Below are 15,912 nucleotides of genomic sequence, written 5' to 3' on the forward strand. Positions count from 1 at the left end.
CATGAAGCGGCAGCTTATTTTAGAAGATGGTTCGTTTTTTGTTGGGGAAGCATTTGGTAGTTTGAAAGAGACGACGGGTGAAGTCGTCTTTAACACCGGCATGACCGGTTATCAAGAAATTTTGACTGACCCGTCGTACTGCGGGCAAATCGTGACGATGACGTATCCGTTGATCGGCAACTACGGCATTAACCGCGACGATTTTGAAGCGATCTACCCGTATGTGCACGGATTCATCGTTAAAGAGGCATGCTCAATTCCGTCGAATTGGCGCGGTGAAATGACGCTCGATGCCTATTTAAAAGAAAAAGACATTCCGGGGCTTGCCGGCGTTGATACGCGCAAACTGACGCGTCTCATTCGCCAGCACGGGACGTTAAAAGGAATGATTTGCGGCTTGGATGTCCACCCAGCGGAAGCGGCGGCGAAACTGCGGGCGATGGAGTGGCCGCGAGACCAAGTAAAACGCGTTTCGACGAAAAGTGCTTACCCGAGCCCGGGGCGCGGTGAACGCGTCGTGCTCATCGATTTTGGGATGAAGCATGGTATTTTGCGTGAGTTGAACAAACGGCATTGCGATGTCATCGTGTTACCGTACAATGCGACAGCAGAAGACGTGCTCAGCTGGCATCCGGATGGGGTGATGCTCTCAAACGGACCGGGCGATCCGAAAGATGTGCCGGAAGCGATTGAGATGATTCGTGGGATTTTGGGCAAAGTGCCGCTCTTTGGGATTTGCCTCGGCCATCAGTTGTTCGCTTTGGCGTGTGGTGCGAATACGGAAAAATTGAAATTTGGCCATCGCGGATCGAACCATCCGGTGAAAGATTTGCGCACCGGCAAAGTGGCTATCACATCGCAAAATCATGGCTATGCCGTGACGCATGAGTCGCTCGTTGGCACTCGTCTCGAAGTGACACATGTTGCCTTGAATGATGGGACGATCGAAGGGCTCCGTCATCTCGATTTCCCGGCGTTTACAGTGCAATATCACCCGGAAGCATCGCCGGGGCCGGAAGATGCGAATTCACTGTTTGACGAGTTTTTGACACTCATCCGCGAGTTCAGCAAGAAAGGAGAAGTCATCCATGCCTAAACGCCGTGACATCGAAACGATTTTAGTGATCGGCTCAGGGCCGATCGTCATCGGCCAAGCGGCCGAGTTTGACTACGCTGGGACGCAGGCATGCTTAGCTTTAAAAGAAGAAGGATACAAAGTCATTCTCGTAAACTCAAACCCGGCGACGATCATGACCGATACGGAAATCGCCGATAAAGTATATATGGAGCCGTTGACGTTCGAGTTTGTCGCCCGCATTATCCGAAAAGAGCGGCCAGACGCGATTTTGCCGACGCTGGGTGGCCAAACCGGGCTCAACTTGGCCGTCCAGCTTGCGAAAGCCGGCGTGCTTGAGGAATGCGGAGTTGAAATTCTCGGCACGAAACTGGAGGCGATCGAAAAGGCGGAAGATCGCGAGCAGTTTCGCGCCTTGATGAACGAGCTTGGAGAACCGGTGCCGGAAAGCGCCATTGTTCACAGCTTGGAGGAAGCGTACGAGTTCGTCCAACAGATCGGTTATCCGGTCATCGTCCGCCCGGCGTTTACGCTTGGCGGTACGGGCGGCGGTATTTGTACGAATGAAGAGGAGCTCATTGACATCGTCTCGACCGGTTTAAAAATGAGTCCGGTGCATCAATGTCTGCTCGAGCGGAGCATCGCTGGCTACAAAGAAATCGAGTATGAAGTGATGCGCGATGCCAACGACAATGCGATCGTCGTCTGCAACATGGAAAACATCGATCCGGTCGGCATTCACACGGGCGATTCGATCGTTGTTGCTCCGAGCCAAACGTTAAGCGACCGCGAGTACCAGCTGTTGCGCAACGCGTCGCTTAACATCATCCGCGCCCTCGGCATCGAAGGTGGCTGCAACGTCCAGCTGGCGCTCGACCCGGACAGTTTCCGCTATTACGTCATTGAAGTGAACCCGCGCGTCAGCCGCTCGTCGGCGCTCGCTTCGAAAGCAACCGGGTATCCAATCGCGAAACTGGCAGCGAAAATTGCTGTCGGACTAACACTTGATGAAATGATCAACCCGGTCACCGGAAAAACGTATGCCTGCTTTGAACCGACACTTGATTATGTGGTGACGAAAATTCCACGCTTCCCATTTGACAAATTTGAATCGGCGAACCGCCGCCTCGGTACGCAAATGAAAGCGACGGGAGAAGTGATGGCGATCGGCCGAACGTTTGAAGAATCGCTGTTAAAGGCGGTTCGTTCGCTTGAGATTGGCGTTCACCATCTCGAGTTGAAAGATGTGAACACGGCTGCAGACGACGTGATCGAAAAACGGATCCGCAAGGCGGGCGATGAGCGTCTCTTTTACATCGCTGAAGCGCTCCGCCGCGGGGTATCGGTCGAAACGCTGCATGAGTGGAGCCAAATTGATCGCTTTTTCTTGCATAAGCTTGAGAACATCATCAAGATGGAAACGGTCGTCCAAAGCCATCCAGGAGATCTTGAAGTGCTAAAGAAAGCGAAAGCGCTCGGTTTCTCGGACGCCGCGGTGGCGAACTTATGGAACAAAACGGAACGCGACATTTACGAGCTGCGCCGTCAGGAGGGCATCGTGCCAGTTTACAAAATGGTCGATACGTGCGCGGCCGAGTTCACGTCAGAAACGCCGTACTACTATAGCACATATGAAGAAGAAAACGAATCGATCGTGACCGAGAAACAGAGCGTCATCGTACTCGGCTCAGGCCCGATCCGCATCGGCCAAGGGATCGAATTTGATTATGCGACCGTCCATTGCGTCTGGGCCATTAAACAAGCGGGCTATGAAGCGATCATCATCAACAACAACCCTGAAACCGTGTCGACCGACTTCAGCACGTCGGACAAACTGTACTTTGAACCGCTGACAGCGGAAGATGTCATGCATGTCATCGAGCTCGAACAGCCGGTCGGCGTCATCGTCCAGTTCGGAGGCCAGACAGCCATCAACTTAGCGGCAGAACTCGAAGCGCGCGGCGTCCGCTTGCTCGGGACGACGCTTGAAGATTTAGACCGCGCCGAAGACCGCGACAAATTTGAACAGGTGCTCTCCGAACTCGGCATTCCAAAACCGGCCGGCAAAACGGCCGTTTCGGTGGAGGAAGCGGTCGCTATCGCCGAAGAGATCGGCTATCCGGTGCTTGTTCGTCCGTCGTACGTGCTCGGCGGCCGGGCGATGGAAATCGTGTACGGGCAGGAGGAACTGCTCCATTACATGGAACACGCCGTGCGCGTCAACCCGCAACACCCGGTGTTGATCGACCGCTACATCACCGGCAAGGAAGTTGAAGTCGATGCCATCTCGGACGGTGAGACGGTCGTCATTCCAGGGATTATGGAGCATATCGAACGGGCCGGCGTCCATTCTGGCGACTCGATTGCTGTCTACCCACCGCAAACATTAAGTGCCGATGTCATCGAAAAGATTGTTGATTATACAGTCAAATTGGCACGCGGGCTACGCATCGTTGGGCTTTTAAACATCCAGTTCGTTATCTCTGACAGCGATGTATACGTGCTTGAAGTGAACCCGCGTTCAAGCCGCACCGTGCCGTTTTTAAGCAAAATTACCGGTGTGCCGATGGCCAACCTCGCCACAAAGGCCATTTTAGGGGCGAAGCTCGCTGAAATGGGCTATGAAACTGGCGTCTGTCCAACGCGCGAGGGTGTCTTTGTGAAAGTACCCGTGTTTTCGTTTGCGAAACTGCGCAACGTCGATATTTCGCTCGGGCCGGAAATGAAGTCGACCGGTGAAGTGATCGGCAAAGACATGACGTTTGAAAAAGCGCTCTACAAAGGGCTTGTGGCGTCCGGCATTCACATTCAGCCGCATGGGGCGGTGCTGTTGACGGTGGCGGACAAAGATAAAGCGGAAGCCATCGACCTTGCCCGTCGCTTTGTCGAAATCGGCTATCAAATTTTGGCGACGAATGGCACAGCTGCGACATTGAAAGCGGCCGGCCTTCCGGTGACGGTTGTCAATAAAATCCATTCGGCGTCGCCGAATATTTTAGATGTCATCCGCCAAGGGAAGGCGCAAGTCGTCATCAATACGTTGACAAAAGGAAAGCAACCAGAAAGCGACGGCTTCCGCATCCGCCGCGAAGCGGTCGAAAACGGCATTCCGTGCTTGACGTCGTTGGATACCGCACGTGCGATGCTCCAGGTCGTTGAATCGATGACGTTTTCAACGACGGCGATGACGGAAGGGCTGGTGCGTTCATGATCGGCCGTGAACGAATGACGGTAGTCAGCCAACGGATGATTGCTGAGCGCACGTATGAATTGACACTGAGCGGCCAACTCGTTGCCCAAATGAATGAGCCGGGACAGTTCGTTCATATCAAAGTGGCAGAAGCGGCCGATCCGCTTTTGCGCCGTCCGTTGAGCCTTTGTCAGATCGACCACAAGCAGGGGCAATGCATCATCATTTACCGCCAGGAAGGGAAAGGCACTGCGTTGTTAACACAAAAACAGCCGGGCGACAGAGTTGATGTGCTCGGTCCGCTCGGCCACGGCTTTCCGCTAGATGCCGCGCCAGCGGGCGGTCGGGCGCTGTTGGTTGGCGGCGGCATCGGCGTCCCGCCACTGTACGAATTGGCAAAACAGCTGGCGAACCGGGGGGTAAACGTCGTGAGCGTACTTGGCTTCGCGACCAAAGCCGCCGTTTTTTACGAAGCGGAATTTGCTGCGTTCGGTGAGACGTATATCGCCACCGATGACGGATCATACGGGATGGCAGGGCGCGTCACTGATGTGATCGAGCAACAGGGCCTTTCGTTTGACGTGTTGTACGCCTGCGGCCCGAAGCCGATGTTAAAGGCGTTGGATGAACGATTCCGCGGCCGACCGGTCTATTTGTCGCTAGAGGAGCGGATGGGTTGCGGCGTCGGAGCGTGTTTTGCCTGCGTCTGCCATGTGCCGGGGAGCGAGACGGCGTATAAAAAAGTATGCAGCGACGGTCCGGTATTTCGGGCCGGGGAGGTGGTGTTATGAACCGGCTTGCGGTCGAACTGCCAGGTCTTTCGCTCAAAAACCCGATCATGCCGGCGTCCGGATGTTTCGGGTTTGGCCGCGAGTACGCCCAGTTTTACGATTTAAGCGTGTTAGGGGCCATAATGATTAAAGCGACGACAAAAGAGCCTCGCTTCGGCAATTCGACGCCACGGGTGGCGGAAACGCCTAGCGGGATGTTAAACGCTATTGGCTTGCAAAATCCAGGGCTTGATAAGGTGCTTGCGGAAGAATTGCCGTGGCTTGAACAGTTTGATGTGCCGATCATCGCGAACATCGCCGGCTCAACGATGGAAGAATACGTCGAGGTAGCCGCCGCGATTTCCAAAGCACCGAACGTCCATGCCTTGGAGCTCAACATTTCCTGCCCGAACGTGAAAAAAGGAGGCATTGCGTTCGGCACCGTGCCGGAGGTGGCCGCCGAGCTGACGCGGCTTGTCAAGGAAGTGTCGGCTGTTCCGGTGTATGTGAAGCTATCGCCTAACGTTACGGACATCGTCGCGATGGCGAAAGCAATTGAACAAGCGGGCGCCGACGGCTTGACAATGATCAATACGCTCGTCGGTATGCGCATCGATGTGAAAACAGGCCGGCCGATTTTAGCAAATGGCACCGGCGGTTTATCCGGCCCGGCAGTGAAACCGATCGCTGTCCGCATGATTTATGAAGTGAGCCAAGCGGTATCCATTCCGATTATCGGCATGGGCGGCGTGCAAACAGCGGAAGATGTGCTCGAATTTTTCTACGCCGGCGCGAGCGCGGTCGCCGTTGGGACGGCCAATTTCATCGACCCGTTTGTCTGCCCGACGATCATCAATGAACTGCCGGTGCTGCTTGACGAGCTTGGGATTCGACATATCTCGGAATGTACGGGAAGGAGCTGGAAAACCGGTGCACACGCCGTTCATTGTCGCTCTTGATTTTCCATCTAAACATGACGTACAGCAGTTTTTACGCCCGTTTAGCGGCACGCCGCTGTTTGTGAAAGTCGGCATGGAGCTGTATTATCAGGAGGGTCCAGCCATCATCGCCATGTTCAAAGAACAAGGACATGCCGTGTTTTTAGATTTAAAACTGCACGACATCCCGAATACGGTGAAACAGGCGATGAAAGGGCTCGCTCGCTTAGGTGTCGATTTAGTGAACGTTCACGCCGCCGGCGGCCGGCGCATGATGGAAGCGGCCATAGAGGGGCTTGACGCTGGAACGCCAAGCGGCGCTGCTCGGCCGCGCTGCATCGCCGTCACCCAGCTGACCAGCACGGATGAGCGGATGCTTCATGAAGAGCTGTGGATTTCCCAGCCGCTTGAGGAAACGGTCAGCCATTACGCAGCGTTGGCGCAAGCGAGCGGAATGGACGGTGTCGTCTGCTCGGCGAACGAAGCGACGCTCATCAAAGAACGGTGCGGTGCTTCGTTTCTCGCGGTCACACCGGGGATTCGCTTTGCCGACGATTCAGTGCATGACCAAGTGCGCGTCGTGACGCCAAGGAAAGCACGCGCGCTCGGCGCCGACTACATCGTCATCGGCCGCAGCATCACCCGCGCCGCTGACCCGCTCGCGGCCTACTCCCGCTTGCAACACGAATGGAACGGAGGAGAAACAGAATGAAACACGACATCGCTGCCAAACTGCTTCAGATCGGGGCCGTCGCCCTGCAGCCAAGCGAACCGTTTACGTGGTCGTCTGGCTTGAAATCGCCCATTTATTGTGACAATCGCCTAACGCTTGCCTATCCAGAAGTGCGCCGCATGATCGCTGACGGTCTCGCGGACCTCATCCGCACCCATTTCCCGGAAGCAGTTCTCATCGCTGGCACAGCGACCGCCGGCATCCCACACGCCGCCTGGGTAAGCGAACGGCTTGACCTGCCGATGTGCTATGTCCGCAGCCAAGCGAAAGCGCACGGAAAAGGGAAACAAATTGAAGGAAAAGCCGAAGCGGGCCAACGCGTTGTCGTCATCGAGGATTTAATCTCCACCGGCGGCAGCTCGCTCAATGCCGTTCGCGCCTTGAAAGAGGCGGGCTGCGACGTGCTTGGCGTCGCCGCCATCTTCACGTACGGACTTGAAAAAGCGAAGCAGGCGTTTGCCGAAGCGAATGTGCCTGCCTACACCCTCACCGACTACGACACACTCATCGAAACGGCCGTCCGCCTTGGCGCCGTCAGCGAACACGACCTGGCGACATTGCGGCAATGGCGGGAAAATCCGGAAGAGTGGGGAAAATAGATAGAGAAGAGAGAAGCGCGGACCAAAGGATGGTTCGCGCTTTTGTCATGTGTTGTTAGCGAACGGGACTTCCGTCGCCTCCGATGATGACGGAAATGGCGATAGAACGGCCAAAGTCAATCGAACTAGCGATGACTTGATGACTATGGGAGGTACCCTGTTTGTCTCTTAGGGTATGGAAATTACTGTAATGAAAAATGCTCATCTACAGTACTATATATACTCTCGCCATCAAGTTCAAACACACTATAATCTGAATTCTCTAAGTTTAATGCATCAACAACATTCAAAATGTTAGCTACCGAAAAACCTTTTAAAATTTTGTTTTCACTACATTTAGTTGAAAGTTTCTTAAATACTTTCTATTTCAATGTCTGACTTTACTTTTAAAGCCTTATTTAAGGCTTTTTTTAAAATAGTTATTAAATCTTCTCCATCACTTGTAACAAAATAGTTAGATAAGTCTGTAATTTCATCACTTATATTATCTCCCCATGGTGGTGTTTTGGAAATGTCTTCAATATCCCAAATGACCTGTGATGGACTGTAATTTTTTAAACTTTCTTTAATTTCATCTATTTCTTTAATAGCATCTTTAATATATTTATACTTAAGTTTGCCATTATATAGTTTGTTTAATAAAAGAGGATACTTTGTTCCCCAACCATTTGGCTCTAAATGATAGCTTATTGTTGTAAAAATTCACCATGCCCAATTGGATACCAATAATATTTTACTTTAAAACCTACAGCCATTCTGTCACCTCACTCATTAGTTTTAAATCTCATATTTACTTTACCATTTGTTTTTTTTCATTATTTTATCATACAAATCATCTAATGTTTCTTCCAATATGATGACGTCCGCCCTTTCGTGTTTGGTCATCAGTGTTTACTGCTCAGCAAGGGGCGGCTGTTTTTGTTTAGCCTGCTTTGTTCCCATCCTGATGGCGAGTGCTGTTTCAAGAAGGCGTTCGATGATGTGGGTGGATGGGCATGAAAATGTACATGAGCTTACAACAAAAGGGCAGACATATCCGTTAAGAAGTTTTCCGCTCATAACACTGCAAGTGCGCTCACAAACGGCATCATCGCCTTTTTTCAAGATCATTCAATCTCTTTCCAAATGCGCTCAATCGCCATAAGCTCGTTGCTGCGAAACGACAATTGGTAAATGTCGGGCATCGCAAGGCGCTGCCAAAAACGAAAATCGTACTGCTTATCGAAATAGTTCATGATTAATACCATGATGTTGCCGTGCGTACCGATCACGACGTTTTTTCCTTTATGCTTTTCCAATATGCGAAATACAGCACGCACGCCTCGTTGTTGTGCGAGGCGGTTCGACTCGCCACCTTCCTAACAAAAAGCTTCGTCTTCCCACACTTTTTGGACCGCCGCAAGAAAATCGTCGACTGCCGTTGCAGCCAACTTCCGCTCTTTGAAATCGTCTTCGATTTCGATCCTGCTTCCGACATGCTTCGCAATGCCTTCCACCGTCTGGATCACGCGTTGATATGGACTTGAATACACGATATCGATCCGTTCATGCTTCAGCAATTCTGTCACCACCTCGGCATCGCGCATGCCGCGTTCCGACAGCGGTCGACCGAGCTCGTCCGACGTATAAACCGAGTGAGCGTGTCTTACGAAATACAAATTCGTCAACATTTCCCTCTTCTCCATTAACTCCTATCATTTACGGTAGATGAACCATTTTCGTAACAATAATTACCATATCAAAAAAGACAACCATGGCTATAGGGACATTCTTTGTTTACGGCTGTTTCGCCGCGTGTTCTTTTTGCCGCTGTTTCATGGCGCGGACGAGCTCTTCGTCCGGTGTGACGTAGAGTGTTTGTTCGTTTTCGTAAATGACAAACCCTGGCTTGGCGCCGCTCGGTTTTTTCACGTAGCGGACGCGCGTGTAATCGACCGGCACGGAGCCGGAGTGGCGGGCTTTGCTGAAGTAGGCGGCTAAGTTCGCCGCTTCAAGCAGGGTTTGTTCTGACGGCTGTTTGTTCCGGATGACGACGTGCGAGCCGGGAATGTTTTTCACATGCAGCCAAACGTCGTCTTTATGGGCGAGCTTTGTTGTGAGATAGTCGTTTTGTTTATTGTTTTTGCCGACGAGTATGTCCGTGCCGTCGCTGGCCATGTAGCGGTCAAGCTCAGGCGCAGTTGGCTTCCGCTTTTTCGCTCCTTTAGCGGCGCGCGGACGCAAGTAGCCTTGTTCGATGAGCTCGTCGCGAATTTCCTCGATGTCTTTTGGCGAAGCGGTTTCGAGCTGGCTTAAAATCGTATCACAATAAGCGATGTCTTCTTTCGTCCGCTCAATTTGTTCACGGACGACAGCGAGTGAGTTTTTCGCTTTTTGGTATTTTTGAAAATAGTGTTGCGCGTTGTCAGACGGCGATTTTTGCGGGTCAAGCAGGATCGTGACCGTTCCACCGCGTTCGTCGTAGTAGTTTGTGACCTCGATTTCTGTCATGCCGCGCTTGACAGCATACAAATGGGCGGTGAGCAGTTCGCCGTACAGCCGGTACATATCGGCTTGTTTCGCTTCCGCAAGCGTCTGTTCGAGCTTGAGGAGCTTTTTCTCGTTTTTCGCTTTTTCGTTCGCCATGAGCCGCTCGATGTCATGGGCTTGCTGTTTGACGCGGTCGCGCTCCGCTTTGCCGAAATAAAAGCGATCCAACAGCTCGCTCGCGCTCGCAAACGGCTTTCCTTCCGCTTGGATATGGGTCAGCGGCAAAATGTAAAACCATTCTTTTTCTCCGTTGGTATACATCGTCGGCGCAAAACGACGATTGCGCACGTCGTTCATCAACGTGACGAAGCTTTTTGGCAGCGTTGCCCGGTTGGCGAGCCCAGCTCGAAATACAGCTTCATTGGCGAACAGTGGCGAAATGCCACTGAAGGCGGAGACGAGCTGATGGGCGAGCTTGCCAGCGTGAAAGTCGATTTTTTTCAGCATTGTTTCTTCGGTGGCTTCCAGTGGATTCAGCTTGCCGTGCGTCGGCGGGGCGATGTATGGATGCCCAGGGAGCACGGTCCGGTAGCGATTGACCGATGGCGGCAAATGTTTCAAGCTGTCGATGATCGTGTTGGTGGATGCATCGACTAAGATGATGTTGCTATGGCGGCCCATTACTTCAATGATGAGCTGTTTCGTCTGCACATCGCCAAGTTCATCGCGCCCTTTTGTATCGATGACGATAATGCGGTCAAACTCGACTTGGCGGATGGCTTCGACGATGCTTCCTTCTAAATGTTTGCGCAGCCGCATGCAAAACATCGGCGGCTCGGGCGGGTTATCGTACGTTTCGTTTGTCAAATGGACGCGGGCGTACGTCGGATGCGCCGATAGCATCACTTTATGATTATGGCCGCGGGCGCGCACGAGCATGACGATCTCATACGCTGACGGCTGGTGGATTTTCGTGATCCGCCCTCCCGCGAGCGCTTCTTGCAATTCGCCGACAATGGCATAAGTAAACACTCCATCAAACGACATGGGAAACACCTTTCTATTTGTTTCTTTTGCTACTCCGATCTTACCATACGATTTGCCATTTTGAACATTTTTGCGAACATTTTGTGGAGACGGATCGCGGCGTGGAGCAAAACGGTTATATAAAAATGAAAAGGAAATGGCGCGGCCAAGCGATCATTCGTTTATACCGCTAAACATATCATTTTTTCGGACATGTGTGAATAAGCATAGAAGAGCGAGAGCAGTGTGCCGAAAAGACGGAAGAACGGAGGGGAAACGGGATGCAGTGGCATATGCTGGCTGCCAACGATGTCGCACACGAGACAAAGACGAATGTGACGGCCGGGCTGACCGCGACGGAGGCAGAAAAACGGTTGCGGCAGTTTGGTTATAATGAGTTGGCAGAAGGGAAAGCAACACCGGCAATTGCTGTCTTTTTCCGCCAGTTTCAAGATTTTATGGTGCTCGTTTTGCTGTTGGCGACCATCATTTCGGCATTTTTAGGCGAATATGTCGATGCGGTTGCCATTGTCGTCATCGTCATTATGAACGCCGTGCTTGGTTTTATCCAAGAGCGGCGGGCAGAAAAGTCGCTTGCTGCTTTAAAACAGCTGTCTGCTCCGCAAGCGATGGTGTTGCGCGACGGCGAGTGGGTGAAAATTCAAGCGCGGGAGTTGGTCGTTGGCGATATTGTTAAATTGACAAGCGGCGATCGGGTCGGGGCTGATATCCGGCTCATTGAGGCGAACGGGTTGGAGATTGAGGAATCGGCGTTAACGGGTGAATCGGTGCCGGTAGCGAAATCAGCTGCCCCGCTTCTTACTGAGCAGGCGTCATTAGGCGATTTGCATAATATGGCGTTTATGGGGACGTTAGTAACAAGGGGAATCGGCGTTGGCATCGTCATTGCTACCGGAATGAAAACGGCGATGGGGCAAATCGCGACGATGCTTGAAGAGGCGGATGCTGGCCTGACGCCGCTGCAGCGCCGCTTAGAGCAGCTCGGGAAAATTTTGCTTATCGTGGCGCTGGCACTGACGGCAGCGGTGGTGGCGGTTGGGGTCGTGCAAGGGCATGATCTGTATGAAATGTTCTTGGCTGGTGTATCGCTTGCGGTGGCAGCCATTCCAGAAGGATTGCCGGCAATTGTGACAGTTGTACTGGCGCTTGGCGTGCAACGAATGATCAAACGAAACGCCATTGTCCGCAAACTTCCGGCAGTGGAGACGCTTGGTTGCGCCTCGGTTATTTGTTCCGACAAAACGGGGACAATGACGGAAAACATGATGACCGTCACGCAACTATGGGCAGGAGGGCGGACGTTTTCAGTAAGCGGCGTTGGCTTGGAAACGGACGGAGAGTTTTCGGAACGCAACCGGACGGTCGATCCGCATCGGGCTCCGGCGCTCGGTCGTCTATTGACGATGGCGGTGCTTTGCAATAGTTCGGAGCTGAAAGAGCAAAACGGCCGCCGCTATGTGGACGGCGATCCGACGGAAGGAGCGTTGCTTGTCGCTGCGGAAAAAGCGGGCATGAAAAAAGGCGAACTCCTTCGTGACTATGTCATTGAACGGGAGTTTCCGTTTGATTCCGAGCGGAAAATGATGACAGTCATCGTTCGCGACCGAAACGGCCGTCGGTTTTCGGTGACGAAAGGCGCTCCGGACGTGTTGCTTGAACGGGCGACACGCCTTGAATGGAACGGACGCGAGCAGGCGCTGACTCCGGCATGGAAAGAAGCGGTCGAGAAGGCGGTTCACCAGATGGCGGCCTCAGCCTTGCGCACGATCGCCGTTGCTTACCGGCCGCTTACCGACAATGAGAAAATCCAGTCGGAAGAAGAGGCAGAAACACGCTTCATTTTTCTTGGTGTCGCCGGCATGATCGACCCGCCGCGCCCTGAGGTGAAAGAAGCAGTGGCGCGCTGTAAAGAGGCAGGCATGAAAACGGTGATGATTACCGGCGATCATGTGTTGACGGCCAAGGCGATCGCCAAACAACTTGGCGTATTGCCGCCTGACGGCAAAGTGATGGATGGAGCGACGTTATCACGCCTGTCGGTCGACGAGCTTGAGCGTGAGATTGATGATATTTACGTGTTTGCCCGTGTCGCGCCGGAACATAAGTTGAAAATCGTCAACGCCTTCAAGCGGCGCGGTCATATTGTCGCCATGACCGGCGACGGGGTGAACGATGCGCCGGCGATTAAAGCGGCTGACATCGGTGTTGCGATGGGACGGTCAGGAACGGACGTGGCGAAAGAAGCTGCATCGCTCGTATTGCTTGATGACAACTTTGCGACGATTCAAGCAGCGATTGAAGAAGGGCGCAACATATATGAAAATATCCGTAAGTTTATTCGTTATTTGCTCGCCTCAAACGTCGGGGAAATTTTAGTGATGTTGTTTGCGATGTTGCTCGCGCTGCCGTTGCCGCTCGTGCCGATCCAAATTTTATGGGTCAATCTTGTTACGGACGGCTTGCCAGCTATGGCGCTCGGACTTGACCGGCCGGAGGAAAACGTAATGAAGAGGCCGCCGCGACGCCCTGATGAAGGGGTGTTCGCCCGCGGACTTGGTTGGAAGATCATCAGCCGCGGCTTTTTGATCGGTCTTGTTACGCTGGCGGCGTTTATGACCGCCTACGAACGAAGCGGCCATGAGCTTGCTTACGCCCAGACGGCAGCGTTTGCGACGCTTGTGCTCGCCCAATTAGTCCATGTGTTTGACTGCCGATGCGAACGTTCAATTTTTGACCGCAATCCGTTAGGGAACGGTTATCTTGTTGCGGCGGTCATCGTGTCGCTGCTGCTCCTGTTCGTCGTCATTTACTATCCGCCGCTGCAGACGGTGTTCCATACTGAACCGCTCGCTGCGCTCGATTGGTTGCTCATTGTTGGGCTGTCCGCTTTGCCGACGTTTTTGTTTGCCGGTTCGCTTTTTACGAGAAAATAAATAACGTATATGGTATAATGAAAAAGGTGATAGAGGTATGCTCTATGGCCTTTTCTTTTTTTCATCAATGACAGCAACGGGTGTGATGGCATGGTTTACAGCATGACTGGTTTTGGCACGAGCACGAAAAAAACGGATCGCTTAATGGTGACGGTGGAAATGAAATCGGTCAACCACCGGTTTTGCGAAATTTCCATACGCCTACCTAGACAATGGCTCGTGTTTGAAGATAAAATAAAAAAAGCGATTTCGCCGTATGTGCGGCGCGGGAAAGTCGAAGTGTTCGTCACGATCGCCGGCGAAGGGCTCGTAAAGCGGAAAATACATATCGATTGGGATTTGCTCGCCCAATATTGGGCTGGACTGCAGGAAGCAGCCAAGCGGTTTTCCCTTGACGGCAATGTGACGACAGCCGAGTTGCTTCGGCTTAACGGGGCAGTCGAAGTCGTCGAAGAGGAAGGCGGCAATGAGGAGATCGAGCCGCTTCTCCTCGCCGCTGTCGATGAGGCGGCAAGGGCGCTGATGGCCATGCGTCAACAAGAAGGGAAGGCGCTCGTCGCCGATTTGCGCGCCCGTCTGCACGAGATCGAGGCTGGTGTTACTGCCATTGAACAGCGGGCGCCACTTGTTGTGGAACAGTACCGTGAGCGGCTGGCACGCCGACTCCGTGAATGGGTGCCCGCTGCGGTCGACGAGGCACGTTTGCTCACGGAAGTGGCGGTGTTTGCCGAAAAAGCAGACATTAATGAAGAATTGAAACGCATCCGCAGCCATTTGATGCAAATGGCAGATGCGCTCGAAACAGACGAACCAGTCGGGCGGAAGCTGGACTTTTTAGTGCAGGAGTTGAACCGCGAAGTGAACACGATCGGCGCCAAGGCAAATGACAGCGTCATTGCTGCGCAAGTCGTCGAGATGAAAAGCGCGCTCGAGAAAATGCGCGAGCAAGTGCAAAACGTGGAATAGCCGTTTAAAACGGCTTGCTAGCGGCAACAATAACGAATATGGCAGGTGGGCGTGTCATGATGATGAAGTTTATTAATATCGGATACGGAAACATGGTGTCGGCCGCCCGTATCATTACGATTGTCAGCCCCGATTCGGCGCCGATTAAACGAATCATCCAAGATGCGCGCGAAAAAGGTAAGCTCGTCGATGCGACGCACGGTCGAAGAACGCGCGCAGTGATCATTACAGATAGTGATCATGTCATTTTATCATCCGTGCAACCGGAAACGGTGGCGAACCGCTTGTACGGAAGCGATGATTTCTCCGAGGAAGGGTAGGGTTTTCAACGTTGAGGAACGAACGAGGGTTGTTAATCGTCATGTCAGGGCCGTCCGGTGTCGGCAAGGGAACGGTGCGCAAAGCGCTGTTTTCGCGACCAGACATCGAGCTTCATTATTCGGTGTCAGTTACGACGCGCAAGCCGCGGGAAGGTGAAGTGGAAGGCGTTGATTATTTCTTCCGGACCCGCGAGCAGTTTGAGCAAATGATCCGTGAAAATAAGCTGCTTGAATGGGCGGAATACGTCGGCAACTATTACGGGACGCCGATCGACTATGTGGAAAAAACGCTCGCGGAAGGGAAAGACGTATTTTTGGAAATCGAGGTGCAAGGCGCGATGAAAGTGCGCCAAGCGTTCCCGGAAGCGCTCTTTATTTTCCTTGCCCCACCAAGCTTATCGGAGCTTGAGAAGCGGATCATCGGGCGCGGCACCGAATCGAAAGATTTGATCGAAAATCGGCTGCAAGCAGCCAAAGAGGAATTGGAAATGATGGACGCATACGACTATGTCGTTGAAAACGATGAGATCGAGCTCGCATGCGAGCGAATCAAGGCGATCGTCATGGCCGAACATTGTCGGCGTGAGCGCGTCGCCGAGCGATATAAACGGATGTTGGAGGTGGAATGACGATGTTGTATCCTTCCATCGATTTGCTTATGAAAAAAGTGGATTCGAAATATAAGCTTGTTACGGTTGTCGCGAAACGGGCGCGTCAGCTTCAAGACGGCTCGGAGCTGATGGTGAACAAGCCAGTGTCGAAAAAATTTGTCGGCCAGGCATTAGAGGAAATTGCCGGCGACAAGGTTGAATTAGTGGAAGAAGAAAAATAACAACCTAGCTGTTAGGTTGTTATTTTTTTCAATATCGGGG

Annotated in this window: 13 protein-coding genes and 2 pseudogenes; 11 read left to right on the plus strand and 4 right to left on the minus strand. The window is 52.7% G+C overall.

The annotated features are described in order from the left end of the window. Position 1 precedes the first annotated feature (1 nt). Genes NSQ22_RS06040 through pyrE form a run of 6 tightly spaced genes read left to right on the plus strand, consistent with a single transcriptional unit; the run spans position 2 to position 7,305 of the window. Entirely contained in the window at positions 2-1,096 is a 1,095-nt protein-coding gene (locus NSQ22_RS06040; protein WP_081157227.1) for a carbamoyl phosphate synthase small subunit, read from the plus strand. Further along, complete coding sequence (gene carB / locus NSQ22_RS06045) at positions 1,089-4,286, plus strand: carbamoyl-phosphate synthase large subunit (RefSeq protein ID WP_081157228.1); 3,198 nt, start codon at positions 1,089-1,091, stop codon at positions 4,284-4,286. The genes NSQ22_RS06040 and carB overlap by 8 nt, the downstream gene beginning before the upstream one ends. Further along, positions 4,283-5,056: a dihydroorotate dehydrogenase electron transfer subunit gene (locus tag NSQ22_RS06050; RefSeq protein ID WP_008878655.1), complete on the plus strand. Its 774-nt coding sequence runs from the start codon at positions 4,283-4,285 to the stop codon at positions 5,054-5,056. The genes carB and NSQ22_RS06050 overlap by 4 nt, the downstream gene beginning before the upstream one ends. Then, positions 5,053-5,994, plus strand: a complete 942-nt coding sequence (locus NSQ22_RS06055; RefSeq protein WP_008878654.1) for a dihydroorotate dehydrogenase — start codon at positions 5,053-5,055, stop codon at positions 5,992-5,994. The genes NSQ22_RS06050 and NSQ22_RS06055 overlap by 4 nt, the downstream gene beginning before the upstream one ends. Then, complete coding sequence (pyrF, locus tag NSQ22_RS06060; protein ID WP_008878653.1) at positions 5,966-6,685, plus strand: orotidine-5'-phosphate decarboxylase; 720 nt, start codon at positions 5,966-5,968, stop codon at positions 6,683-6,685. The genes NSQ22_RS06055 and pyrF overlap by 29 nt, the downstream gene beginning before the upstream one ends. Continuing rightward, positions 6,682-7,305, plus strand: coding sequence for an orotate phosphoribosyltransferase (gene pyrE, locus NSQ22_RS06065; RefSeq protein WP_008878652.1), 624 nt, complete (start codon positions 6,682-6,684; stop codon positions 7,303-7,305). Before pyrF ends, pyrE begins: the two co-directional genes overlap by 4 nt. Positions 7,306-7,656: 351 nt before the next feature. On the opposite strand, the pseudogene NSQ22_RS06070 reads toward pyrE, so the two are convergent. The 4 genes and pseudogenes from NSQ22_RS06070 to NSQ22_RS06085 all read right to left on the minus strand — a co-directional run bounded on the left by NSQ22_RS06070 (position 7,657) and on the right by NSQ22_RS06085 (position 10,821). Continuing rightward, positions 7,657-8,060: pseudogene (locus tag NSQ22_RS06070) on the minus strand (immunity 70 family protein). 136 nt (positions 8,061-8,196) lie between these two features. Further along, positions 8,197-8,409, minus strand: coding sequence for a hypothetical protein (locus NSQ22_RS06075; protein ID WP_131261675.1), 213 nt, complete (start codon positions 8,407-8,409; stop codon positions 8,197-8,199). Positions 8,410-8,411: 2 nt separating this feature from the next. After that, positions 8,412-8,975, minus strand: a pseudogene (locus NSQ22_RS06080) (histidine phosphatase family protein). Between the two features lie 106 nt (positions 8,976-9,081). Beyond that, on the minus strand, positions 9,082-10,821 hold the full coding sequence (locus NSQ22_RS06085) for an NFACT RNA binding domain-containing protein (RefSeq protein ID WP_008878648.1): 1,740 nt from the start codon (positions 10,819-10,821) through the stop codon (positions 9,082-9,084). 260 nt (positions 10,822-11,081) lie between these two features. Here NSQ22_RS06085 and NSQ22_RS06090 point away from each other — a divergent pair, with 260 nt between their 5' ends. The 5 genes from NSQ22_RS06090 (at position 11,082) to rpoZ (ending at position 15,872) form a co-directional block, all read left to right on the plus strand. Next, positions 11,082-13,754 carry a calcium-translocating P-type ATPase, SERCA-type gene (locus NSQ22_RS06090; protein ID WP_339264329.1) on the plus strand — a complete coding sequence of 891 codons (2,673 nt, stop codon included), beginning with the start codon at positions 11,082-11,084 and terminating at the stop codon, positions 13,752-13,754. Between the two features lie 90 nt (positions 13,755-13,844). Further along, positions 13,845-14,720: a YicC/YloC family endoribonuclease gene (locus tag NSQ22_RS06095; protein ID WP_099232880.1), complete on the plus strand. Its 876-nt coding sequence runs from the start codon at positions 13,845-13,847 to the stop codon at positions 14,718-14,720. Between the two features lie 56 nt (positions 14,721-14,776). Continuing rightward, the gene (locus NSQ22_RS06100) at positions 14,777-15,040 is read left to right on the plus strand and encodes a DUF370 domain-containing protein (RefSeq protein WP_008878645.1); all 264 of its coding nucleotides are present in this window, start codon (positions 14,777-14,779) and stop codon (positions 15,038-15,040) included. 11 nt (positions 15,041-15,051) lie between these two features. Then, complete coding sequence (gene gmk / locus NSQ22_RS06105) at positions 15,052-15,669, plus strand: guanylate kinase (RefSeq protein WP_011887111.1); 618 nt, start codon at positions 15,052-15,054, stop codon at positions 15,667-15,669. Between the two features lie 2 nt (positions 15,670-15,671). Next, positions 15,672-15,872 carry a DNA-directed RNA polymerase subunit omega gene (gene rpoZ / locus NSQ22_RS06110; protein WP_008878643.1) on the plus strand — a complete coding sequence of 67 codons (201 nt, stop codon included), beginning with the start codon at positions 15,672-15,674 and terminating at the stop codon, positions 15,870-15,872. The last annotated feature ends 40 nt before the right edge of the window (positions 15,873-15,912 follow it).

This window comes from Geobacillus sp. FSL K6-3411 (assembly GCF_037965715.1).
In the GTDB taxonomy this organism is placed as follows: domain Bacteria; phylum Bacillota; class Bacilli; order Bacillales; family Anoxybacillaceae; genus Geobacillus; species Geobacillus thermodenitrificans.